This is a genomic window from Aquimarina sp. TRL1, from assembly GCF_013365535.1.
Taxonomy (GTDB): domain Bacteria; phylum Bacteroidota; class Bacteroidia; order Flavobacteriales; family Flavobacteriaceae; genus Aquimarina; species Aquimarina hainanensis.
This window is the reverse complement of the sequence record NZ_CP053590.1, coordinates 1,706,398-1,730,703: the sequence shown is the minus strand read 5'-3', so window position 1 is coordinate 1,730,703 and position 24,306 is coordinate 1,706,398. Positions and strand designations below refer to the sequence as shown.

Here is a 24,306-nt window from a genome sequence, read left to right as displayed (position 1 = left end):
ATCATATCTAATGTGTTACTCTAAGACATTAAAAAAGCCTTTTCTATTATTCAGAAAAGGCTTTTTTAATGTTAATATTTATATAAGATTGACCAATTTTATTGTTTGAAACTATTATTTCCACTATTACTATCTGCCATTTTATTAGAAACATCGATAGTGATAGATTTTATAGTTGATTTTGGTTTTTCTATATCAAAAGAATACGTTGGATGTGCCCAAGTCCAATCGGGTTTTACAGTTCTTTTTAAAGAAGGAAAAGGATTCTCTTTTTCACCTCTCATAATACGCAATGGAATATAAAAAGATTCTTTAGTACCATCTGTATATTCTACATAAATATCCATTGGCATAGGAATTAATCCGATTCTTTCCAGAGTTACTTCCGTTTTGTTATCCTTTTCAGTAACTTCTTTTATTGCATAATCAATTTTACCCGTTGTCTGAGTCCAATCCACCAAATACCAATCTAATTGTATTCCGGATACTTTTTCTGCTATACGCTTAAAATCATTTGGAGTTGGATGTTTGAACTTCCATTCATCGAAGTATCTCTTTAGGGTTTTTGCTAGGTTTTCTTCTCCGATGATATATCCTAACTGTGATAAGAAAACACTTCCTTTGGAATATGCAGAGGCACCATAGGCTACATTTCTGTCATAATGATCTGCATAAGTACTTTGTGGTTGTTCTATTCCTGAATTGGCTAAACTGTAGTATCCTTTATAGATATTTTGTAGCGGATCTGATTTGGTACTGTTAAGAACTTTACTGGTAGCCAGCGTAGAAATATAAGTAGTAAAACCTTCGTCCATCCACTCGTGTTTTGTTTCGTTAGTTGCCAGAATATGCTGAAACCATGCATGTGCTAATTCATGAGCTGTAACACCGACAAGGCTGTTTAATGTACGATTTCCTGTTATTAGTGTACACATAGCATATTCCATTCCACCGTCTCCTCCCTGAATTACCGAATATTGATCATATGGATAGGTACCTATATGTTCATTGAAGTATTTCATTAGTTCTACCGTTTTAGGCTGTAAAACCTTCCAGTTTTCCAGAATTTTTTCATCATTCTTATATAAGAAATGTAGGGTAGGTCCTTCAGGCATGGTTACTACATCATGAATGTATTCCGGATCAGCAGCCCAGGTAAAATCATGTACCTTAGGAGCGATAAAATGCCAGGAAAGTTTTTTTCCTTTTCTCTTAACCTTGGTTCCTTCTTTTTCATACCCATATCCGATTTCCTGAGGGTTTTGAAGGTATCCAGAGGCTCCCAGAATATAATTCTTGTCGATTGTTATTGTTACATCAAAATTACCCCATACGCCGTGAAATTCTCTAGCGATATAAGGATCTGCATGCCAGCCTTCAAAATCGTACTCCGCCATTTTTGGGTACCATTGTGTCATGGATAGTGCAACTCCTTCTTTATTATTACGACCAGAACGACGAATTTGAACAGGAACTTGTCCATCAAACTCCATTGAGAAGGTTGTTTTTTCTCCTGGGAGTATAGGTTCTTTTAAGGTTACTTCCAGTACCGTTCCTTCTGTAGTATGAGAAACTTCTTTTCCATTTTTCTTTAAGGAACTAACTTTCAGATATCCAATTTCTTCTGGAGTAAGTTTACTGATTCTATCCATTACTCTTGGATCCGGATCTGCTATGTTAAGTGATCTGACATCCATTTCACTTCCGGGTTGAAAGGCATTGAAATAAAGATGATAAAACACCTGATATAACGTATCAGGTGAGTTATTGGTGTATGTTAATTCCTGAGTTCCCTTAAACTTATAGGTTTCTACATCCATGTCCACTGCTATTTTATAATCGACATGCTGTTGCCAGTATGTTGTATTATTCTGAGCGAACAGGGTAATAAATCCTAGTAAAAAACCTAAGAATGTTATTCTTTTTGATGTATTCATTACGTATTTTATCTGTTACTTCGACATTTTATCTGCCAGAATCAATGCATTATAAAGATTGACCATTTTCCCTGACTTTGATAATTCTGTAAATTTCCCAGTATTTGCAGGTTCCCCTCCAATTACTACTGTAGCATTTGTACTTAATCCACTATTCATAAGTACTTGTTTTACTTGATTAGCGCTTAATTTTGGGTAATAAGATCTTATTAAAGCAGCTACTCCGGCAACGGCAGGTGCCGCCATAGATGTTCCTTGTAAAAACTCATATGAATTATTAGGAGTGGTTGCCCATATTTTTACTCCTGGAGCAAAGGCATCTACATTGTTTTTTCCATAATTAGAAAAATTAGCAACAAGGCTAGATCCGTACTCATAATTTAATGCTCCAATGGTAATAAAGTTATTTGCTATTTCCGTTGTATTGTCTGTTTGATCATTAGGATATACTCGTTTTTGATCCAAATCTTCTGCTTCGTTACCAGCAGCATTAACAATTAATACATCTTTATCAGCAGCATATTTTATAGCATCCCACACCCATTCAGGATGAGTTGAATAGTATTTTCCAAAGCTGGTATTAATTACTTTTGCTCCATTATCTGCAGCATATCGAATGGCTAATGCAATGTCTTTATCGTATTCATCTCCGTCTGGTACTGCTCGAATGGCCATAATTTCTACATTTTTCGCAATCCCGTTTACTCCTTTACCGTTGTTTCTTTCAGCAGCAATAATTCCTGCTACATGTGTTCCGTGTTTGATATTATCTTTTGTAGGATCAGGTCCCATCACATTATTATTACCATAGGTAACATTAGTGATATCATCTACATTATCGCCAACGGTACTTCTTCCATCGTAATCAAGGTTTAGATTATAATTAAGACTGTTGGTAAAATGTTCGATTCCTTCTTTTAGATTTTTAGAAAAATTAACGATGTTTTCTCCTTTGTCTAAAAACTGAAACATTTGTGATAGAAAACCAACATATTGTTGCATTTCCGGGGTGTCAGCTTTTACAGAAAGTAACTCTTTTTGCGTATAATCTTCTTTTTTTAATATGGCAGAAACGGCTTTATGAGAGGCATTAGTTTGTTGTAAAATTTGCTCGTATCTCTCTTTATTAGAAAGTGCTTCCTGGTATTTTTTTTCATATTCAGCTTTTGCTTCAATATAATTTTGATATTCTTTTTTATCAGAAGAAGCTACCGAAGCCAGGTTTTTTCCCTGGTATTTTGGTTTTAATTTTTTTATAATTCGAACAAACTCCAGGTTTTCATCTTTGGAATCTCCTAAAAAATTCCACCCGTGAATATCATCGATGTATCCATTATTATCATCGTCTTTATTGTTTCCTTTAATTTCTTTGGTGTTAGTCCAAATAACACCATCTAAATCTTCGTGCTCTATATCAACACCGCTGTCAATTACAGCAACAATAACTTTTTTACCGGGTTTGTTTTTGATGATTTCGGTATAGGCTTTATTGACACTCATTCCAGGAATTGTATCTGACACTAAATCAAAAGAATTCCAGTTTTTATATTGTGTTTCTGTTAATGGTGCGTTTTTTAAAGGTATAGAATCTATATTTTCTATTGGAGTGGATACGAGTGTTGGTGCTCCACAACTTACTAATGCAAGTGATGATGAGATTGCAATTAGTTGCTTTTTAGAGATTAGGGTCATAATTGTTATTTGAATATGTCGTTACAGGTAAAAGTTTCTTTTAATCGTACTCCTTTTTCGGTGTGTTGTACTGTTATTATTTCATTATGTGCATCATGACCAAGCATTAGATACCAGTCATTATCAGCTGCATTTTCTAAAAATTGTTTTTTTTCTGGTAGTGTTAACAGAGGTCTGGTATCATATCCCATTACGTAGGGTAATGGAAGGTGACCAGCTGTAGGTAATAAATCAGCCATGTATACAATCGTTTTTCCTTTATAAGATACATGAGGGATCATTTGTTTTTCTGTATGTCCGTCAACAAATAGTATTCCAAAACCTAATTCAGATTCTTGCTGAAAAGGTGTTCCGGATCTTGATACGAAATGTAAATGTCCACTTTCTTGGATAGGAAGGATGTTTTCCTGAAGAAAAGAAGCTTTTTCTCTGGCATTTGGTTCGGTTGCCCATTGCCAATGATTCTCATTACTCCATACTTTTGCATTTTTGAAGGTCATTTCATACCCTGTTTTATCCTGGTTCCATTGAACTACACCTCCGCAATGATCAAAATGTAAGTGAGTAACAAAGACATCTGTGATATCATCTGGATGAAACCCTTTTGCTTTTAAGGATTTTTCCAAAGAGTGATCTCCCCAGAGTGAATAATAGCCAAAAAATTTATCAGATTGTTTATTTCCCATTCCCGTATCAACTAGAATGAGTCGGTTCCCTTCTTCAATTAAAAGGCATCTGGCAGCAATGTCAATCATGTTGTTTTCATCTGCCGGATTTGTTCTGGTCCAAAGTTTTTTAGGGACTACACCAAACATAGCTCCCCCGTCCAGTTTAAAGTTTCCTGCCTCTATAGCATGTAAATTCATTCTATATCGATTTATCGTATTTTAAACTTATCATACCTATCAATTTTGATAGGATATGTAGTGTCTATTCATAAAAAAAGTAAAAAATCTTTGCAAAATAGAAAAAAAGGCAAGGATCATCAGGTTTTTTGTAGACTTTTTAACAATATTTCATCATACGGATAATTTTAATACTTCATTTTATTCAATAGAATTACATTATCTACATAAAGTTTTATACACATATGTAGTTTATTGTGAAATTTATATTGTCAATTTTAGTTATTATAAATTTCTAATAAATAGACAGATAGGGAGTTTACGTGTTTAAGAAGGACTTTTTATAAGTATGAAGAAGAATGTTCTTTTTTATAGGATGTTATAAAGAAAAGAATCAGCTAATTAATTTATAGTATTTTAGCCCGATTGTAATTTATGTAGATACAAAAGTGCTTTAGCATTTTAGAAAAAAGAGATATTTGAGGAAGAAAAAGCACACTATTTTGACGATTTATAAAAAATTACGTTCTTTAAATTATTAAAACCGAATATACAGGAAAGAACATGTTAGAATTATCAGGGATTATTATTTTGGGGATTTTAGCACAATGGGTTGCTTGGAAATTTAAAATCCCGGCTATTTTACCATTGATATTGATAGGCCTTTTAGTAGGACCAATAGCTACATTATATACAGATGATCACACTAAATTAATTCAACCTATCTGGAATGGGAAAGAAGGACTTTTTCCGGGAGAAAGTCTTTTCTATTTTGTGTCATTGGCAATCAGCGTTATTCTCTTTGAAGGAGGGCTTACATTAAGAAGGAATGAAATACTTAATGTTGGTCCTGTAATTTTGAAGTTAATAACAATTGCGGTAGTAGTTACTTTTTTTGGAGCAGGATTAGCCGCTCATTTTATTTTTGATTTAAGTTGGCCAATTTCTTTTCTGTTTTCTTCGTTGATTATTGTTACGGGACCTACGGTAATTACACCTATATTACGAAATATACCTTTAAAAAAAGATATTTCTACAGTTTTGAAGTGGGAGGGAATTTTGATAGACCCGGTAGGAGCATTGATAGCTGTTTTGGTCTTCGAGTTTATTAGTGTAGGGGAGAGCAGAGCTTATACTGTAACTGCGCTCATTGAGTTTGCTAAAATTGTACTTTTCGGACTGACCTTTGGTTTTACATTTGCTCATGGACTCGCTTTTGCTATTAAGAAAAATATTATTCCACATTATTTATTAAATGTTTTTACGCTGGCAGCTGTATTGGGTGTTTTTGTGTTATCTGATGCATTTGCACATGAGTCGGGCTTATTATCTGTAGTGATAATGGGAATGGTTTTGGGAAATATGAATTTACCAAATTTAGAAGAGTTATTGTATTTTAAAGAATCGATGAGTGTTCTACTCATTTCTATTCTTTTTATTCTTCTTGCGGCAAATATTAATATAGAAGATCTGGAGTTGGTTTATAACTGGAAAGCCCTTTTGCTTTTTGCAGTAGTAGTATTTATTGTACGACCATTAGGTGTTTTTTTGAGTTCGATGGGATCCGGATTAAAGACCAATGAAAAACTTTTTATTAGCTGGGTAGGCCCTAGAGGGATCGTAGCTGCTGGTATTGCTTCATTATTTGGTTTAAAGCTTGATAAAATTGGAGAAATCGGTGCTGAATATATAACTCCTTTAGTCTTTATGATTGTATTAGGGACGGTTCTACTGAATGCTACAACAGCTCGAATTTTTGCTAAACTTGTAGGAGTATTTCTTAAAAAATCCGAAGGAACTCTTATTATTGGAGCCTCTAAAATCTCACGACTTATAGCGGTATATTTAAAAAACAATAACCGACATGTCGTTCTGATAGATAGTAATCGTGAAAATGTCAAAAAAGCCAAAAACCTTGGATTAGAAGCTATAGAGGGAAATATTTATAGTGATCAGCTAAAAGATAATATAGAATTAAATGATATAGGTTATTTAATGGCCTTGACAGGGAATAGTGACATTAATAAATATGCAATTGATAAATTCAAAAATCAATTTGGGGAGCATGGTTCGTACAGATTAGTAACTTCAGAAGAAATGAATGATCCTGAAAATAATCCTGAAGCAGGATTGTTTTCCCATACAGATGATTATTACAGATTGATGGAATTGACAGAAAAATATCCTGGAATTTTAGAAATAAAAATAAAGGACAGAACTCATTATGAGACTTTAATCAATATGACCAAAGAAGATGAAAATATCATTCCCCTTTTTATTAGAGATAATGCCAATAAAATACAAATAATACCTTCATATAGCGATGAAGTTAAGAATATAGCAGAAGGAAGTTATTTGGCTTATTTAGGGAAGCCAATTGATATAGAAGTAGTTGATTAACAGCTGTGTATAAAGATGTATAAACGAATAGAATATTAATTTTTTGTTAAAATAATAAATATTCTATTATATTCGTATCCAGATAATTTCGATTTAATTACCCCCACATTATGAAAAAAACACTAATTATTATTGGCTGTTTGGCACTGGGATTTTCTTCTTGCGGAGAAGATGATGTCAAAACAAATCCATGTGAAGCGATTGATTCCGGATTGAGATTACCTGTAGAAGAAGCATTAAATGCATATACAGATGCAACCCCTAAAACAGAAACACTTTGTAAGCTGGTACAAGACGCTATACAAGCGTATAGAGATACTGAATGTGGTGCCGATGATGCTTATGAAACAGAATTAGGAGATGTACTCAAAGAATGCGCTACTATAGGACAATGAGAATTTTACTAAATTAAGCAATAAATAACCCAAATCTAACCTAATTAATCATTGTATGAAAAAAAATGTATTCGCCTTAGCAAGTATGGCAGTGTTACTGCTATCATCCTGTGGGAATGATGATGATGGATCCAACAGTTGTAGAAGTTGTGATGTTTCTTTAATTGGAATATCAACTAAGGTTACTGTATGTGATATTGGCAATAACCAAGTAACAGTAGAAGCCTCTGTAGGAGGAGTAGTTTCTGATAAGCAAACTGTATCCCTACCAGAAGGAAGCTCTTTTGATTCCTACGCCACAGGTGCGTGTAATGGGACTATTGACCCTTTTAACTAATAAACAACGTGTTAATTTATCAATGACCGCTATATGCGGTCATTTTTTATTTGTATGAGTTCAAAGATTTTTTTCTTTTAACAATTATATATTACTTAGTATAATATCCAAATTCACTGAATTTTTTAGTTCGCAAAGTATTTTTAGAAAAATAATCGATTAATTTAGAAATAGCAGGGTTTTTAAGACTCTTTCTGGGATAAGATAATCCAACTTCTCTAAAATAGCGAGGACCATTATAAGGCTTTACCTGGAAACCGTACCATCCATCTATAAAATGTTCAGGTAAAAATGTGACACCTAATCCAGCCATTAAAAATGTAAGGGTTTCTGTTTTAGTGGCACAATTAGCAATAGTTACAGATTTTTTACTGGTATTGCTCAGAATAGACAGACATTGTTTATGTGCCTCACAAGGAGGACAATGAATAAATGATTCATGTTGTAGATCTTCGAGTTCTATAACATCTTTGGATAATAAATGATGACCATCTGGGATGCATAAGACATAATTCTCTTTCCATAGAGGAAGGAAAAGATCTTCTTCGTATTTCCATTCACGTACTAGCAAATTAATTTCACAATCTCTACCAATAGGGCGAACATCCCATTGCAAAGAATCTGATAAATGTGTAGCGGTTCTAAAGAATTGTTGTTTGTGCTCCTGAGGCAAGCTTTCTGCAACGCCAATAGTAATTTTATCTGTAAACTCTCGCTCTTTAAAAATATCAGATAAGGACGTAATTTCTCCTAATAGACGCTTCGCAATAGGGTAGAGATAATGTGCTTCAGTATTGATAATCACCCCTCTTTTATGTCGTATAAAAAGTTGTTTTCCTATTTCTTCTTCTAATTGTTTGATCCCGTTGGAAATATTAGGTTGGGATACAAAACATTGCTCTGCTGCACGGGTTAGGTTTTTTTGTTCATAGACTGCTATAAAGAAACGAAGTAAACGAGTATCCATAATTATTATTTATGATGATGATGCAAAATAGGTATTTTGAACCTGTTTTTATGTGATATACTTTTGTAAAAGTAAATAAAAGCAATCATTAAACATAGTAATCTAATATTATTATTATTTATAGTTATGATAAAAATAAATCTTAAAACAACAATTTGCTGTCTTATTTTAGGGATATCTGCAGTGATGACAGCGCAATCTTTAACCCATACAACTATGAAAACATCTGTAACCACATTTGGAACAATCTTTCATAAAAATTTACAAACAGGAAAAAACAAGGTGAATTTTACCAGTGAAGGAACTCGAATAGCCGGACATCTTTTTATCCCAGAAGGATATTCATCAGAAAAACAACAATCAGCAATTGTTGTCATTACACCAGCTAGTGGAATTAAAGAGCAAACCGCTGGAATTTATGCTGAGAAATTGGCTAAAAAAGGATTTATTACGCTCGCATTCGACCATAGAACTTATGGAGAAAGTGGGGGAGTTCCCAGAGCGATGGAAAATGCTCCAATGAAAGTAGAAGACATTAAAAATGCAGTTAGCTTTATAGGGACAATACCAGGAGTCGCCAAAGATAAAATAGGTGTTCTGGGTATTTGTTCAGGAGCAGGTTATAGTCTTCAATCTGCTTTTTTTGATCAGCGGATTCGATCGGTAGCAACTGTAAGTGGCTTTGTCGATTTTATAGATTATGGAATGGGAGGTGCTACTCAGTATATGAAAGAATTGTCAGGAGATAAAGTTGCTCAATTACAACAGCAGATTTCATGGGGTAATCAAGCAAGACAGCGGTATTATGAGACTGGAGAGGTTGTATTAGTAGAGGGGATCCCTCCGGCGAATAGTGGTCTTGGAAAATTCTGGGATCGGGCAGCTGATTATTATAGAAACCCCAAACGAGGAGGGCAATACCCTACATATAGTCCACTAAGAGCAGCAATGTCATTAGATACACGGTATTTCTTTAACCCTACAGAACACCTAGAATTAATGGCAGACAGACCCTTCTTAGCCATTATAGGAGAAAAAGCTCTATCAGCTTATTTTAGTGAGGTAGCTGTAGAAAGGGCCAAAGGAGATAAAGCGTTAGTAAAGATCAAAGAGGCGAATCATTTTGATCTGTATGACCAGGAACCTTATGTAAATCAGGCCGTAGAAAAATTAGTTCTTTTTTACCAACGAACGTTATAAAACCTCAATAAAAACCAACTTATATTGCACAAAAGAACATCCCTAAAAGGATGTTCTTTTGTATGATAAAATCTCATCTTACATATTGTAGATTATATGAATTAAGGATGAGCGGTATTTTTATGAATATCCCATGTCTGTTTATGAATTGTATACCAGTTGTGAGGAATTCCATCTAAATCAAATGTTTCTATAAGAGACAACCCTGTTTTTATCAATACTTTATTAGACCCTATGTTTGCAATATCAGCTGCTGCAAAAATTTCTTGTACACCAAGTTGTTCGAAACCATACTTAACAGCTTCTTTAGCAGTTTCTGATGCAATTCCTTTTCCCCAATATTTTTTTCGTAATCTGTACCCCAGATCGTAATAGCTTATTCCTTTTCGTAATGTTTGCTCATATTTTATACCTGCCCAGCCTATAAAATCACGTGTTGATTTATCAATGATTGCCCAGCGTCCTATACCATTTTCTTTGTATTGATTTCTGATAAATAAGATTGTTTCTTCTGCTTCTTTTATTGTTTGTATAGGTTTTTTCCCTAAGTACTCATGAACATCAGGATCAGAATCAAGATCAAAAATACCAGGAGCATCGGTCATTTCCAGATCTCGGAGAATAAAACGAGTAGTTTCAATATGAATTTTCATCAGGTCACTTATTTTCTTCTATATACTTAATATTTCCATTAATTGGTGCGATTTTGACAATATCACTTCCTTTAGAAAGATAAAAAATATAAGAACTGTTTTTTCCTACTATTTTTACAGTCTCTTTAGTATCATTTATAAAGGTTAGAGTGTCTTCATAAATGATCTTTTTTTCTTCTATTTTTTTAGAAACTCTAGATCCTGCTCCAACCCCTGTACCAACATAAAAACCAAGTAATCCGATCGAAAGCATAAACAAAGCGGTTTGTAGCAATTGTCTTTTTATTTCTGAAACAGAAGGGTTTTTAGGTTCAAATGTAAAAATTTTTTTAAACCATTGTTTGTCTTTCTTTTTTGCCAGATATAAAGGAATTCTAAAAACAGTGAAAACGACAATAAGGAATATGATGATACGTACCATACTGGAGGTTAGCCTTGCAATCGGGCTAATGAGAATATCCATAATAGAAGCATATTTTAGAATATCTACGCCTATCTGATTATAATAAAAAGTTTCATTTAATATTCCCAGTAATATCAAATAGACATATCCGGCAGATAAATAGCCTTGAGATTCTTTAAAAAAAGAAGTGTTTTTCATTTTTTAATTCCCTTAATTAAAATTATTACTCGATAATCGAGAGGTATATGTTTTGAGTTTTGTTTCGAAATTAACATTTATTTCCTAAATAACACCTTGAATACTGATCTCGAGGTAGTTTACGAACTAAATAAAGATACAGTTTTATAAACTCGTTATCAGTTGTACTTCCAGTTCCATAACTGGCATAAATCGACCTTTGATTGCTGTTTCGATGCGATCAATGATGATAAAACCGAGGTGTTGATAAAAGTTTACAGCATTCGGATCGGAATCTAAATGTATTTTCTGATATCCAGCTTGCTTGATACGACTTATAAAATCCTGCATCAGGAGCGTACCATACCCTTTTCGAATATAGATAGAGTCTATAAAAACATTATCCAATTTTACTATTCTTTTACTTATTGCTAAATATGAATAATACCCAATTAGTTCCTGAGCTATATAGAGCATATAAACTGGATTTTTGAGAATGTATTCCGGAGAAACAGTCAGGTCTTTTCTCCATTTTTTAATTTGTGCAGGTGTATAGTTCCAATAAGATTTAGATCGGATTGTCAAAGTCGTTAATTTTTGATGATATTCATATGTAATTATATATGAGAGATATATAAAAGAGTATAAATATAAAGAAAAGGATCTTTGATACATGGGGTAAGTTTTCTAACAAAAATCTACAGTTGCAGTAAGCTTAATATATTCTTTTGTAGGTTTGTCATGAGCTGATGATAAAGAGGAGAATATTGCACATTAAATAATAGAAATAAGGTATGTTTTTCCTAAAGAAGCTTTTCTAAGATTGTCTCTTCTTTTCTTAGATTTGGAATGAAGAGACAATCTTAGAAAAAGCAGAAATCAATTGTTTTGGCGTTCTCGACGTTTGAATTGTGCTATAATTTCATTTACATGTGCTTCTTTGATCTCTTCTTTAGTATATCCCTGTAGGTTTTTTAGATATCCTGTAAATAAGTGACTTATATATAGGGGAGAGCGATTATTATTATTTCCTGAAGTATTGTGACACGAAAAACAATTCACGAGATTATCTACTGTTTGAGAATGAATAGACGTAGGGGAGAAGCCTACCTGTACATAGGTCTCCATCGTTATATTATACGCAGATACAGAACCTCTTGTAAGGTCTCCTTTTCTGGATTGTGAAAGGTTTCCTCCTAAAGAATCCAGAAGAGCTGTTTGCTGTTCTGTAGTTTCAAACCCTTCTGTATTTATCCAGATAGATCCGTTATAGAAATAGTTTTTCCATATATCTGTTAGTTGATTTTTTACATGCTCATTAATTGAATGAATGTTAGTAAAGTTCTCTGAGCCTTTTTGACTGGTTTCCATATATACCTGAACATTAAAAGATCCTTTCATTTCTTTTTTTACAGGAACCCCAAATTTATAAACAGAAAACACATTTTCATATATTCCATTACCAGAGGTAATATTTTTGACTGTTGCAGTACTGTCTTTATTGAAAAATAGATAATTAGAGGTACTTGTCACAGGAGCATCACTGGTAGGCGTCGCTTTATCCCAATCATATTTTGGTGCTAGTTTATCGTGTTCGAATGTAGCCCAAATAAATTCCGGGTGATTTTCTACAATACCAACAACATGCATCCCTAAAAGAGCGATTTTGGTTTTTTCCCCATTGATAATACCATCTGTAATGTAGTAGGTACTTGTATCTGCCAAAGCAGCGGCAGCTACCCAAGAAATTTTTAATTCTAATGCTCCTACAGGAAAAGAAATACCATTTACTTTTAAAGGATCTTCTTTTGCAATTGGCGCATAAGTTTTCATTGTTTCAAACAGTAACTTATTCACATGAATGGAATAATAAACGGTATCCGTTTTTTTATTAGCATTAACCATCTTATTGGTTTTTAGAATATCCGTTTTAGAACTCGCCTGAGCAATGTCTGTCAGTATAATTCCTTGACGTTGATCTAAAATCTCTCCATGAGAAGTGATCTGAAGAAGATGATCCTGAAAAAAAGGAACTCCATTTGTTTCATTGGTTAACCAAAGAAATTTTTGCCAGGACCATTGATGGAAATCGCAATTAGTAACAGTACTATTATCAGCAAATACGCTAGTCGGTCCTTCATTTGGTGGAGGTGTCTTTCTAATTCCTCCGGTTGTTTGAAACCAGGTACTATCAGCAATACAAGTATTGTCAATTTGTTCTTTATAGGTTGTTTTTTCTGCAGTTATCGTTTCATTATTTATTGTGTTTTTGTCCTTTTTATGATCGTTTTTACACGCCAGTAAAAAGGAGAACATCAAAAGCAGAAGTAGTTTTTTATAGTGCATAATAAATGGATTAGGGTATACCATTTATGCATCAAAATCATATATATAGGCTACTTTATTTTCCTTTAGACTTCAAACTAAAATGGTATAGCTTTTAGTAGACTATAAATTTCTAATCTTGAGGAAACTTAAAAAAGAGTATAAATACCTGAAAATGAGAATTTTTTAATTAATTTTTATTTATTTTAAATAAAAATTAATTAAACTGTTAAAAAATAAACAAATACTTAATAGAATAGATGATATCAATATGTAATTCTAAGCTAAAAAGCATACTTAAACCCTATTCCGGATAATTGTCTGATCTGGAAAGCGGAAGTAGCATTGTCATCATATATTGCCTGAAATGTAGAGTTGGCAGTAAATCGTTTGCTTATCAGCAAATCTAATTTGAATGTATAATCCAAATCGATATTAAAAGGATCTTCTATATAATTAGAATAGAGGTTTAGGGTATTTTCTATTTTTAAATTCTTCGAAATGTTAGTTTTAAAATTAGCAGCAACAGACCCTCCGAATTCGAAGCGAGAACTTTTGTATTTATCAACCCCAAAATAATCTCCATCGGTATAATCTTCTGCACTGGTAAACATATCGTTGACAATGGTAATTCGAGAGGTTAGGGGAGCGATATTGACAGTATATTTTTCTTTCTTTTTCCATAAGATACCAGGTCCGGATTGAAAACTAGCAGGAGAAAAAATACGAGTTTCCTCCGTTCTAATCGTTTCTTCTGTTCCTTCCTCTTTGCTATATGCATATCCTTTGATAAACTGTGTTTTGAAATTAGCGAAAAAAGAATAGTTCCAGGTACTTTCTTTAATTTGCTCACTTAATCGGGTATTGATCTCAATTCGATCATTGGTTTTTCTCAAAAAATTTTCCCCTTTTAAAAACGTCAGTCCAAAATCTCCATCAACTTTATTTTCCCAAATCAGCCCTTTTTTTCTATAAATAAGCTGATACAGGAAAGTGGTATTAGTTGCTACATTAGAGGTTCCTCCGCTCTGCCAATCTGCGTTAAAAGCCGTTTGATTAAACAATAAAGTAAAAGCACCTTTATTTTCCCATCCGATTTTTACCGTTTCTGTCTTCTTAGGGGTTACTTCTTCCAGAAGTTCTTTTAGGATTTTTGAAGACATCTCATCTGATGTTCCTTTTAATACGTTTTTTAGTGATTTCTTTAGTTTTGTTTTTACCGTGTCTTTTGGAGTTTCTTTTTTTTGATCCTGGCTTATTATTTTTTGGAAAGAAACTAACAGTAAGGTCAGTAACAGTACTCTTCTCATGACACTTATATTTGCATTAGGGGTGAAGGCAAATATAACAGAAGTCTGTAAGTTATTCAAAAGACATATTTATAATAAAAAAAGCCCGTTTTTCTTAAAAAACGGGCTTCTGTATAGCTAGATACTTTTTTACAATCCGTAGTTAATTCCAAGACCAAATACTTCTCTGATTTGGAAAGCGCTAACTGCATTATCATCATATATTGCCTGGAAGGTAATATTAGCAGATAAGTACTTATTGATAGTCATTACCAGGTTTGCTGTATAGTCAATATCTACATTCTGAGGATCCTCTAGATAATTAGAATATAGATTAAGGATGTTCTCCATAGATACATTTTCCATTAATTGGAATTTAGCGTATGCATTTACTGCAGCACCAAACTCAAAACGAGTTGTTTCATTCGCTTCTACTCCAAAATAAGGAACGTATGCGTCAAGAGCAGCCTGATCTGTTTCATCTACTTTGGTGAAATCTCCGTCTACAAAAATTAATCTTGCAGTAGCAGGAGCAATATTTACTTTCAGATTATCGCTTTTCTTCCATAACATACCTGGTCCGAATTGTAGATATGCAGGAGAAAAAATATGTGTTGTTTCTGTTCTGATTTCGTTTCCTTGGTCATCCTTTCCATATTCAAATCCTTTATCGAATTGTGTTCTGAAATTAATAAAGAAAGAATAGTACCAATTTGTTTCTTTGATTTGCTTACCTAGTAAAGAGTTAAATTCAAAACGGTCATTTGTCTTTCTGGTAAATTCCTGATCTTTTAATTTTGTAAGACCGTAATCTGCTAAGATTTTGTTATCCCAAGTAAGTTTTCCTTTTCTATAGTTAAAGTCATATGATAATCCCAGGTTTCCTGCAATGTTAGAAGTTCCCCCTCCGGTCCAATCATTGTTGAAAGCTGTTTGGTTAAATAAGAAACTGATGTTTCCTCCTCTTGTCCACCCATCTTTTGGTGGTTCATTTTTTGCATCGTCTTGTGCTAGTAAAATACTTGTACTAACTAAAAATGCCAATGTTAGAAATGTTTTTTTCATCGTTATAAAAAAATAGTTTTAAGTAGTTTTTCTTTGTTACTAATTCACTTTTTTTGTGCTGGCAAAGATACTTGAAGTTAAAACTTTCGATAGAAGAAGGCTACTTATGACGTAGTGTTTTCGACGAAAGAACAATTAATACGACAAAATACGCTTATTTTTTTTTAAACAAAGGAACAGCAGAACAAGCTTCTCCGTACATGATGCTTTTTGCTACAGGTTGTAATTTTTGAAGAATAGCGATATATGCTTCTTCTGGAACAGGTTTATTAGAACATCCTTTTATAATAATCATTTTGTCTTTGTAGGGAGTAGGGTCTATATGCTGTATAATCTCAGTATATAGAATTGTTTCAATGGATTGCAGGGTACCTACAACTACTTTTTTAGCATAGGGTGCCAGTGCACTGGTTACTAAAAGATAAGCCCATCCAGGTATAATTGCTTCTGAGGAACAATGTAATGCTACGTAGGTATCCTGATACGCACTCCAGTCATGAGAAGCGACCTGATCTCTAAAATCGTTCTCTTTTAGAATCAACCCTTCGTACAACCAATCTTTTATATCGAATTGCTGCCGTTTTCCAGTCGGGTAATATTCTTCTAAATCAAAAGTGATTAGTTTTTTATTATTTGCTACTCTATTTATGATTTCGTCTGCCATTTGAAATACCTTATGTGGTGTAATAAAACAATTTTATAACATTCCCAGTTCTAACTTTGCTTCTTCACTCATTAGATCCTGAGACCAGGGTGGGTCAAAAGTCAGTTCTACTTCTACATCTGTGACAGAATCAATTGATTTTGTTTTTTCTCTAACTTCTTCCGGGAGAGATTCGGCAACAGGGCAGTTGGGAGAGGTTAATGTCATCAGAATTTTTACTTCATAATCTTCATTGACAAAAACATCATATATAAGACCCAGTTCATATATATCTACAGGAATTTCTGGGTCATATATTGTTTTTAGAACTCCAACAATTTGTTCTCCCAGTGCATTTGTATCTATAGTATCACTCATTTTTTCTTTTTTTATATAATATTTCAATACTTGTCTCGAGGTTTTTTACTCGATAATCAAGATTTAAAACAGCTTATAGTTAAAACCTGAACTAAAATCACTTAATCCAATTGCGTTTGATAAGCTACTGCATAAAGTTTTAGTTGTTTTAGCATACTTGTCAACCCATTAGCTCTTGTAGGAGAAAGGTGTTCTTTTAATCCGATTTCATCAATAAAATCAGTATTAGCATCAATAATATCTTGTGGGTGCTGTCCAGAAAAAACACGAATTAAAATGGCTATAATACCTTTGGTAATAATAGCATCACTATCTGCTGTAAATTCTATTTTATTATCATTCATCTCAGCATGTACCCAAACTTTACTTTGACAACCTTTAATGATGTTATTTTCTGTTTTATATTTTTCTTCAATCAGCGGAAGTGATTTTCCTAATTCAATCATATATTCATATCGTTGCATCCAATCATCAAACATCCCAAACTCATCGATAATCTCTTCTTGAATTTCTTGTATTGACATATCCCTTTTTTTGACAAAAATACAACAAGTATTATTGCTTTTCAACAGTTTCTCCCAATGACAATATATAGGATACTAATGGAGCTATTTCTTCTGGGGGAGCACCATGATCAAATCCTGAGGAAATATATTCTTTTTCTTTACTAGAAATATAAAGCTGCGCATGGGCAGCCCCATCAAATAATCGGTTTTCTGTAGGAGCTTTTAGTTCTTGTAACTTGTCCAATTGGATCTTTTGGGTTAATAGGATGATGTTGTTCCAGTCTTCTGTTTTACAGGGCTGCTGTTTGCGTTGTTCATGATTTCTGTCAGTAGACACCAATAATACATTTTTATCCAGTTCTATTTGTAGATAAAATCCTCTGGATAATGCTTGATATCTAATTTTTACAATATTGTTTTGATGTTTTTGATCAGTATTGATTGTGGGGTTTGATGCAATATGTATTGTTTTGGTTTCTCTACAAGAAGAGGAGAGTAGTATAAATATTGTAAGATAGAAAATAGATAGCTTCATTTGTTGTTTGTGTGGTGTTAGAAATGCTAAAAGATACCAAAAAAGACGCCTTAATCAGACCTTTTATATAAATTTATGATTGCGTATTTGACTTACATAACAAAAGAACTTCTAAATCCTTCGTATTCGAATAGCACTCTCATTCTTCTCTTTTGACCTTTCGTAAACATATACATGCAGCTATCATTTATATAATCCATATGGTTCATTATCATATCTACACTGTACTGTCGGGTATCTAGCACATCCATGATTACGATCATTAGAGACTGGTGTATCAGCTACTCTGTCATCATAAGGACATCCTCCGTCACCCCAGATATGTTGTAAGTTTAACCAATGAGCTACTTCATGAGTGGTGGTTCTTCCCTTATTAAATGGAGCGCGTACAATTTCTGTTGTTCCAAAAAATGTAGGTCTAACTACTACACCATTCGTAGCATCAGGACCCATTCCAGGAAATTGAGCGTATCCTAATATGTCTCTTGATAAGTTACAAACCCAGATGTTTAAATATTTTTTTGGATTTGCAATATCAATCCCTCCTCTGTTGGAGAGCTTCATATTGTCATAGTCTGGATTCCATGATCTTTTGTTTGTTCTCTTTTTGTTTATTTTTTCTAAACGAAATCGAAAGCCAGCATTTGCAACCAGATCTCTAAACTCTCTTGGTACTAGTGATACGTCACTATTGGTTTTGGAAAATCGTCATTTAATACATTGATTTGTGATTGAACCTGAGCATTACTAATGTTTTATTTATTAGTATTATAGAGAATATGAACAATTACAGGAATTTCAACAACCTCATTAGAAGCTTTTAGTTTTTTTAGAAAAACGTTTAATCTGTTCCTTAATGGTGGTCATTTTTTGGGTCAAATCAGGGTTTTGGGATAATTGTTTTTTCAGTATTTCTGCAGAATGGCATTTTCTTTTGATTACTGCATTTTGTTCTGAATTTTCTGATGCGGCATCAGGAGTTAATGAATTAGCCTCTTTTTCGTAGGAGGTAAACAGAAGACTTAGCGCAAATGCACTGATGATTAGTCTTTTCATAATTAGATATGGTTTTAAGTTTATGTAGTGGCATAAACTTCTTCCTCATCTTAATAGTATCCTGTTTGAGCTGATTAACTAATGATTAACTCCAAAAATTGAGTGTGATAAATTTATGTAAAAACATTATAAATCAAATGATTATGCTTTTTATTCTGCATTTAGTAGAAATATAAACTAGGATAACATCATTTTTGCCTTTTTTACGGCAGCGACTAGTGCATCTATTTCTTCTTTGGTATTATAAAAAGAAAAGGAAGCTCTCACGGTCCCTGGGATTTTATAAAAATCCATAATGGGTTGTGCACAATGATGTCCGGTTCTAACAGCAATTCCTAATTTATCGACAATACTTCCTATATCATATGGATGGATAGTATCAATATTAAAAGAAATTACAGATGTTTTGTTTTTAGACGTTCCATAAATCTTTAATCCTTCTATTTCTGATAGTTTGGCTGTTCCATACGCTAATAGTTCTTGTTCATAGGCTGCGATGGCATCAAAACCAATTTTATTCATATAATCCAATGCTACCCCAAAAGCTATTCCTCCACAGATATTAGGCGTTCCTGCTTCGAATTTATGTGGTAAGCCAGCGTAGGTAGTTTTTTCGAAAGTAACCTGATCAATCATTTCTCCTCCTCCTTGATAGGGGGGGAGTTTGTTCAGCCATGTTTCTTTTCCATATAAGAGACCAACTCCTGTAGGACCGCATAGCTTATGCGCAGAGGCTACATAAAAATCTACGTCGAGTTCTTGTACATCTGGTTTTATATGAGGACAGGATTGTGCTCCATCGACCAATACAGCTGCACCTACTGCATGTGCTTTATCTATGATTTCTTTTATAGGATTTATAGTTCCTAATGCATTTGATATATGGTTGACAAATACCAATTTCGTCTTAGGGGATAAAAGCTGATCATAGATTTGCATAACAAGCTCTCCTTCTTCATTCATTGGGATTACTTTTAATACCGCTCCTGTACGCTCACAAAGCATTTGCCATGGTACAATGTTAGAATGGTGTTCCAGAGCAGAAACAATGATTTCATCTCCTTTAGTCAATAAGCTGGTAAATCCTGTTGCTACAATATTAATACTATGAGTCGTTCCTGCTGTCAGTATTATTTCATGAGCTTTTGCTGCATTGAAATGAGCCTGTACTTTTTTTCTGGCTATTTCATAGGCATCTGTTGCTTCCTGAGATAGGGTATGTACGCCTCTATGAATATTCGCATTATACTCGCTGTAATAAGATACGATTGCATCGATAACCACCTGTGGTGTTTGCGAGGTTGCTGCATTATCGAAATAGACTAAGGGTTTTCCATTTACTTCTCTATTTAGTATTGGGAAATCTTTTCTTATGGCTTGTACATCAAACATATTTTCTTTCTTTTTCAGCGGGACAAAGTTACGGTTTTACTAACAAAAGAAGCCAAATCTATAATGGATTTGGCTTCTTTTTGTATTGTTTTTTTGTAATCACTTAATTTATAAGTCAAAGCCTATATTAACACCTATTTTATTGGCGATAAGCTTATTGATTCTACTCTTTAGCTGAGGTATTTTTACACTTTCTAATACATTGTTGGCAAAAGCATACATCAACAGAGCTCTGGCTTCTCTTTCTCCTATTCCTCTTGACCTCATATAGAAAAGAGCATTTTCATCTAATTGACCAATGGTACAACCATGAGAACATTTTACATCATCAGCAAAAATTTCTAACTGAGGTTTGGAGTTAATAGATGCTTTATCACTTAATAAAATATTGTTATTTGATTGAAACGCATTTGTCTTCTGTGCTTCTTTATTAACAATGACTTGACCATTAAAGACCCCGGTTGATTTTTCATCAAAGATTCCCTTGTAATCCTGATGACTTTCACAATTAGGTTCTATGTGATGTACTAATGTATTGTGATCTACGTGCTGTTTTCCTTCTAGAATAGTGACTCCATTAAGAATAGAATCAATTCCTTCTCCTTTTTGGAAAAAGTTCAGATTGTTTCTGGTAATATTTCCTCCAAAAGAAAAGGTGTGTACAGAAGCAACACTCTGCGCTTGTTGTTCTATAAAAGTGCTGTCTATCAACGAGGCATTTTGATTATCATTTTGTATTTTATAATAATCTACAATGGCTCTTTTATCTGCAAAAATTTCCGTTACAGAATTGGTGAAAACAGGATTATCAGTCAAACTCTGATGTCTCTCTACAATTTGTACATGAGAATTTTCTTCTACTACAATCAAGTTTCTGGGTTGTAGCATTTGTTCTTCTTCTCTTCCTGTAGCAAAGTGTATGATCTGAATAGGTTTATCTGCCAAAACATTTTTTGGAATATAGATATAAGCTCCTTCTTCAGAAAAAGCAGTATTTAGAGATGTTATTCCGTCTTTTTTGGCTATTTTATCAAAATAATTATCGATAACAGGTCTATACTTAGAATTCGTTAGTGCTGATGACATCAGGCAGACATCCATCTTATCATGAGTAGTTTCTGATAAGTGAGAAGAATACTTTCCATCTACAAAAACGATTTTATAAGAATCCAAATCGTTTAAAAAGTACTTCTTAACATCTTTAAACGCTATAGTGTTTTCTTCTTTAGGAAAAATACTGTAGTCACGCTTTAAAATAGAGTTTAAGGACGTATACTTCCATGCTTCCTCCTTTTTTGAAGGAAATCCTTTTTGTTCAAAAACTTTAATGGCTTTGCTTCGAATGTCGTGTATAGGTGATTCTATATCGACATTGTTTTCGAAAACCAGAAAAGAAGATACCAATTTATCTTTCAACTCCATTATGCTTCCTTTATTTCTTCTTTAATCCAGTCATATCCTTTTTCTTCTAGTTCTAAGGCTAGTTCCTTCGTTCCGGATTTTACAATTTTACCGTCATGTAGTACATGTACAAAGTCAGGAACAATATAATCCAACAGACGTTGATAGTGAGTAATGACAATAATTGCATTGTCTTTACTTTTTAATTTATTGACACCATTTGCTACAATACGCAAGGCATCGATATCAAGTCCAGAATCAGTTTCATCAAGTATTGCCAGTTTTGGCTCTAGCATTGCCATTTGAAAAATTTCGTTTCTTTTTTTCTCTCCTCCGGAGAATCCTTCATTAAGGGATCTAGATAGAAATTTTCTATCGATTTCTAATAATTCGGATTTTTCGCGAATCTTTTTCAACATATCTTTTGCTGACATCTCTTCCAGACCTTGTGCTTTTCTGGTTTCATTGATGGCAGTTTTCATAAAGTTAGTTACTGTTACTCCCGGGATTTCTACTGGATACTGAAATGATAGAAAAACACCTTTATGTGAACGTTCTTCCGGTGCAAGTTCTTCTATATCTTCTCCTTCTAAAAAAATATTCCCTTTTGTTATTTCATACTCTTCTTTTCCTGCAATAACACTAGCTAAGGTACTTTTTCCTGCACCATTAGGTCCCATGATTGCATGTACTTCTCCTGCATTAACATTAAGGTTAAGACTCTTTAGAATTTTCTTACCATTAATACTTGCATGTAAATCCTTTATTTCTAACATTTTATACAACTATCTTTAGTCTCCCCACGGAGATAATTATTCTTGTTTATTATTCGTGATTATGGTTTTGATGAGGATCTTCTGAGGATTTTATTTTTGTTGATAATTCAGAAGTTGGCTCACTAACACCAATAATTTCTTTTATTTCTACAATTTTCTCCCATCCTTCATTAGGATTAGGCTTTACTATTCCCTGTACTACAACAGGAACCATATCGTACTCTTCTCTTTGTAATGGTGTTGTCTTTTTGGACAATTCATATGCCATATCATTAATCTCCACTCCATAGACAGAATCCTGTACTTTTATCACTCCTACATCATCTATAAGAATAAACTCTCCTCGTATCAGAGTTGTTTCTCCACTATTGTTATTAGTATTTCCTTGTTTGCAAGAGAATATTACAAGGCTGATCAGAATTAATAAGAATGACTTTTTCATGAATGGTAGATTTGTTAGTTAGACATTTACCCTACAGAACCTTCCAGAGATATCTCCAGAAGCTTTTGAGCTTCTACCGCAAATTCCATGGGGAGTTTGTTCAGTACCTCCTTACTAAAACCATTGACAATAAGTGCTATTGCTTTTTCGGTATCAATACCGCGCTGGTTACAGTAGAATATCTGATCTTCTCCTATCTTGCTGGTAGTTGCTTCATGTTCTATTTGAGCGGTTTTATTTTTAGCTTCTATATAGGGAAACGTATGAGCTCCACATTCATTGCCCATTAATAGCGAATCACACTGAGAAAAATTTCTGGCGTTACTTGCTCTGCTATTAATTTGGACTAATCCTCGGTAACTATTTTGAGATTTTCCGGCTGAAATTCCTTTGGAGATGATTGTACTTTTTGTGTTTTTTCCAAGATGAATCATTTTGGTTCCGGTATCTGCCTGCTGGAAATTATTTGTTACAGCAATAGAATAAAATTCTCCTACAGAATTATCTCCTTTTAGTACACATGAAGGGTATTTCCAGGTTACAGCTGATCCTGTTTCTACTTGGGTCCATGAAATTTTAGCGTTTGTTTCGCAGATTCCTCTTTTGGTTACAAAGTTATAAACCCCTCCTTTTCCTTCAGCGTTTCCAGGATACCAGTTTTGCACGGTAGAGTATTTAATCTCAGCATCGTCTAGGGCTATTAGCTCTACTACTGCAGCATGCAATTGATTTTCATCTCTGGAGGGAGCAGTACAACCTTCCAGGTAACTCACATAGCTTCCTTCATCCGCTACTAACAGTGTACGTTCGAACTGACCTGTTCCTGCCTGATTAATCCTAAAATAAGTCGATAATTCCATTGGACATCGGACACCTTTAGGTATATAACAAAAAGATCCATCACTAAATACAGCAGAATTTAAAGCTGCATAAAAGTTATCTTTTTTAGGAACAACTGTACCGATATATTTTTTTACCAGTTCCGGATGATCCTGAATAGCTTCAGATATTGAACAAAAAATAATTCCTTTTTCTGCTAGCGTCTCTTTAAATGTCGTTGCTACCGATACGGAATCCATAACGATATCTACGGCTACTCCTGCTAGCTTTTTTTGCTCATCCAGTGATATTCCCAGTTTATTAAATGTCTCTAACAACTCTGGATCTACCTCGTCAAGGCTGTTATATTTTGGTTTTTTATTAGGGGCAGAGTAATACGATATATTTTGAAAATCAGGTTTTTCATAGTTTACATTTGCCCAATCTGGTTCTTCCATTTCTTTCCAGATTCGAAATGCATCTAATCGCCACTCTGTCATCCATTCCGGTTCTTCTTTTTTCTTAGATATTGCTCGTACAATATCTTCATTAAGTCCTACCGGAAAAGTTTCAGATTCTATATCCGTATAAAATCCGTATTCGTATTCTTTGTTCTCTAACTCTTTCTTTAAATCGTCTTCTGTATATGCCATCTTTCCCTTCCTGATATGTA

General features: G+C 33.7%; 25 protein-coding genes. 4 read left to right on the top strand and 21 right to left on the bottom strand.

Features of this window, described 5'->3' with window-relative positions; all coding sequences use genetic code 11:
• Positions 1-98: 98 nt before the first annotated feature.
• The 3 genes from HN014_RS07010 to HN014_RS07000 are packed head-to-tail and all read right to left on the bottom strand — an operon-like array spanning position 99 to position 4,495.
• On the bottom strand, positions 99-1,937 hold the full coding sequence (locus tag HN014_RS07010; RefSeq protein ID WP_176028171.1) for a M1 family metallopeptidase: 1,839 nt from the start codon (positions 1,935-1,937) through the stop codon (positions 99-101).
• Positions 1,938-1,952: 15 nt separating this feature from the next.
• Entirely contained in the window at positions 1,953-3,629 is a 1,677-nt protein-coding gene (locus HN014_RS07005; protein WP_176028170.1) for a S8 family peptidase, read from the bottom strand.
• A gap of 5 nt (positions 3,630-3,634) precedes the next feature.
• A complete protein-coding gene (locus HN014_RS07000; RefSeq protein ID WP_176028169.1) occupies positions 3,635-4,495 on the bottom strand; it encodes an MBL fold metallo-hydrolase in 861 nt (286 codons plus the stop codon).
• A gap of 543 nt (positions 4,496-5,038) precedes the next feature.
• Between HN014_RS07000 and HN014_RS06995 the strand changes: the two genes are divergently transcribed.
• The 3 genes from HN014_RS06995 to HN014_RS06985 all read left to right on the top strand — a co-directional run bounded on the left by HN014_RS06995 (position 5,039) and on the right by HN014_RS06985 (position 7,606).
• Positions 5,039-6,874 carry a sodium:proton antiporter gene (locus HN014_RS06995; RefSeq protein WP_176028168.1) on the top strand — a complete coding sequence of 612 codons (1,836 nt, stop codon included), beginning with the start codon at positions 5,039-5,041 and terminating at the stop codon, positions 6,872-6,874.
• A 110-nt stretch (positions 6,875-6,984) separates the two neighbouring features.
• Entirely contained in the window at positions 6,985-7,269 is a 285-nt protein-coding gene (locus HN014_RS06990; protein WP_176028167.1) for a hypothetical protein, read from the top strand.
• 55 nt (positions 7,270-7,324) lie between these two features.
• Positions 7,325-7,606, top strand: coding sequence for a hypothetical protein (locus HN014_RS06985; RefSeq protein WP_176028166.1), 282 nt, complete (start codon positions 7,325-7,327; stop codon positions 7,604-7,606).
• 91 nt (positions 7,607-7,697) lie between these two features.
• Here the strand turns inward: HN014_RS06985 and HN014_RS06980 are convergent, their stop codons facing one another.
• Positions 7,698-8,573 (bottom strand): LysR family transcriptional regulator, encoded by an 876-nt coding sequence (locus HN014_RS06980; protein WP_176028165.1) that lies wholly within the window; start codon positions 8,571-8,573, stop codon positions 7,698-7,700.
• Positions 8,574-8,789: 216 nt separating this feature from the next.
• Between HN014_RS06980 and HN014_RS06975 the strand changes: the two genes are divergently transcribed.
• The gene (locus HN014_RS06975) at positions 8,790-9,773 is read left to right on the top strand and encodes an alpha/beta hydrolase (protein WP_217704365.1); all 984 of its coding nucleotides are present in this window, start codon (positions 8,790-8,792) and stop codon (positions 9,771-9,773) included.
• A 101-nt stretch (positions 9,774-9,874) separates the two neighbouring features.
• Here HN014_RS06975 and HN014_RS06970 read toward each other — a convergent pair whose 3' ends face one another.
• The 17 genes from HN014_RS06970 to sufB form a co-directional block, all read right to left on the bottom strand.
• A complete protein-coding gene (locus tag HN014_RS06970) occupies positions 9,875-10,426 on the bottom strand; it encodes a GNAT family N-acetyltransferase (RefSeq protein ID WP_176028164.1) in 552 nt (183 codons plus the stop codon).
• A gap of 4 nt (positions 10,427-10,430) precedes the next feature.
• Positions 10,431-11,027 carry a hypothetical protein gene (locus tag HN014_RS06965; protein WP_176028163.1) on the bottom strand — a complete coding sequence of 199 codons (597 nt, stop codon included), beginning with the start codon at positions 11,025-11,027 and terminating at the stop codon, positions 10,431-10,433.
• A 144-nt stretch (positions 11,028-11,171) separates the two neighbouring features.
• On the bottom strand, positions 11,172-11,591 hold the full coding sequence (locus HN014_RS06960) for a GNAT family N-acetyltransferase (protein WP_176028162.1): 420 nt from the start codon (positions 11,589-11,591) through the stop codon (positions 11,172-11,174).
• 294 nt (positions 11,592-11,885) lie between these two features.
• Positions 11,886-13,352 carry a hypothetical protein gene (locus HN014_RS06955; RefSeq protein ID WP_176028161.1) on the bottom strand — a complete coding sequence of 489 codons (1,467 nt, stop codon included), beginning with the start codon at positions 13,350-13,352 and terminating at the stop codon, positions 11,886-11,888.
• Positions 13,353-13,615: 263 nt separating this feature from the next.
• The gene (locus HN014_RS06950; RefSeq protein WP_176028160.1) at positions 13,616-14,641 is read right to left on the bottom strand and encodes a DUF3078 domain-containing protein; all 1,026 of its coding nucleotides are present in this window, start codon (positions 14,639-14,641) and stop codon (positions 13,616-13,618) included.
• Between the two features lie 129 nt (positions 14,642-14,770).
• A complete protein-coding gene (locus HN014_RS06945) occupies positions 14,771-15,685 on the bottom strand; it encodes a DUF3078 domain-containing protein (RefSeq protein WP_176028159.1) in 915 nt (304 codons plus the stop codon).
• A 154-nt stretch (positions 15,686-15,839) separates the two neighbouring features.
• Positions 15,840-16,349, bottom strand: coding sequence for a DUF2480 family protein (locus tag HN014_RS06940; RefSeq protein WP_176028158.1), 510 nt, complete (start codon positions 16,347-16,349; stop codon positions 15,840-15,842).
• 33 nt (positions 16,350-16,382) lie between these two features.
• A complete protein-coding gene (locus HN014_RS06935) occupies positions 16,383-16,706 on the bottom strand; it encodes an SUF system Fe-S cluster assembly protein (RefSeq protein WP_176028157.1) in 324 nt (107 codons plus the stop codon).
• Between the two features lie 101 nt (positions 16,707-16,807).
• On the bottom strand, positions 16,808-17,230 hold the full coding sequence (locus tag HN014_RS06930) for a SufE family protein (protein ID WP_176028156.1): 423 nt from the start codon (positions 17,228-17,230) through the stop codon (positions 16,808-16,810).
• A gap of 31 nt (positions 17,231-17,261) precedes the next feature.
• Entirely contained in the window at positions 17,262-17,747 is a 486-nt protein-coding gene (locus tag HN014_RS06925; RefSeq protein ID WP_176028155.1) for a hypothetical protein, read from the bottom strand.
• 183 nt (positions 17,748-17,930) lie between these two features.
• Entirely contained in the window at positions 17,931-18,311 is a 381-nt protein-coding gene (locus HN014_RS06920; protein ID WP_176028154.1) for a M43 family zinc metalloprotease, read from the bottom strand.
• A gap of 246 nt (positions 18,312-18,557) precedes the next feature.
• Positions 18,558-18,803, bottom strand: coding sequence for a hypothetical protein (locus HN014_RS06915; protein ID WP_176028153.1), 246 nt, complete (start codon positions 18,801-18,803; stop codon positions 18,558-18,560).
• A 177-nt stretch (positions 18,804-18,980) separates the two neighbouring features.
• Complete coding sequence (locus tag HN014_RS06910; RefSeq protein ID WP_176028152.1) at positions 18,981-20,195, bottom strand: aminotransferase class V-fold PLP-dependent enzyme; 1,215 nt, start codon at positions 20,193-20,195, stop codon at positions 18,981-18,983.
• Positions 20,196-20,303: 108 nt separating this feature from the next.
• Entirely contained in the window at positions 20,304-21,617 is a 1,314-nt protein-coding gene (gene sufD / locus HN014_RS06905) for a Fe-S cluster assembly protein SufD (protein ID WP_176028151.1), read from the bottom strand.
• The gene (sufC, locus tag HN014_RS06900; RefSeq protein ID WP_176028150.1) at positions 21,617-22,372 is read right to left on the bottom strand and encodes a Fe-S cluster assembly ATPase SufC; all 756 of its coding nucleotides are present in this window, start codon (positions 22,370-22,372) and stop codon (positions 21,617-21,619) included. The genes sufD and sufC overlap by 1 nt, the downstream gene beginning before the upstream one ends.
• A gap of 49 nt (positions 22,373-22,421) precedes the next feature.
• Positions 22,422-22,814 (bottom strand): hypothetical protein, encoded by a 393-nt coding sequence (locus HN014_RS06895; RefSeq protein ID WP_176028149.1) that lies wholly within the window; start codon positions 22,812-22,814, stop codon positions 22,422-22,424.
• Positions 22,815-22,840: 26 nt separating this feature from the next.
• Positions 22,841-24,286, bottom strand: coding sequence for a Fe-S cluster assembly protein SufB (gene sufB / locus HN014_RS06890; protein ID WP_176028148.1), 1,446 nt, complete (start codon positions 24,284-24,286; stop codon positions 22,841-22,843).
• Positions 24,287-24,306 lie beyond the last annotated feature (20 nt).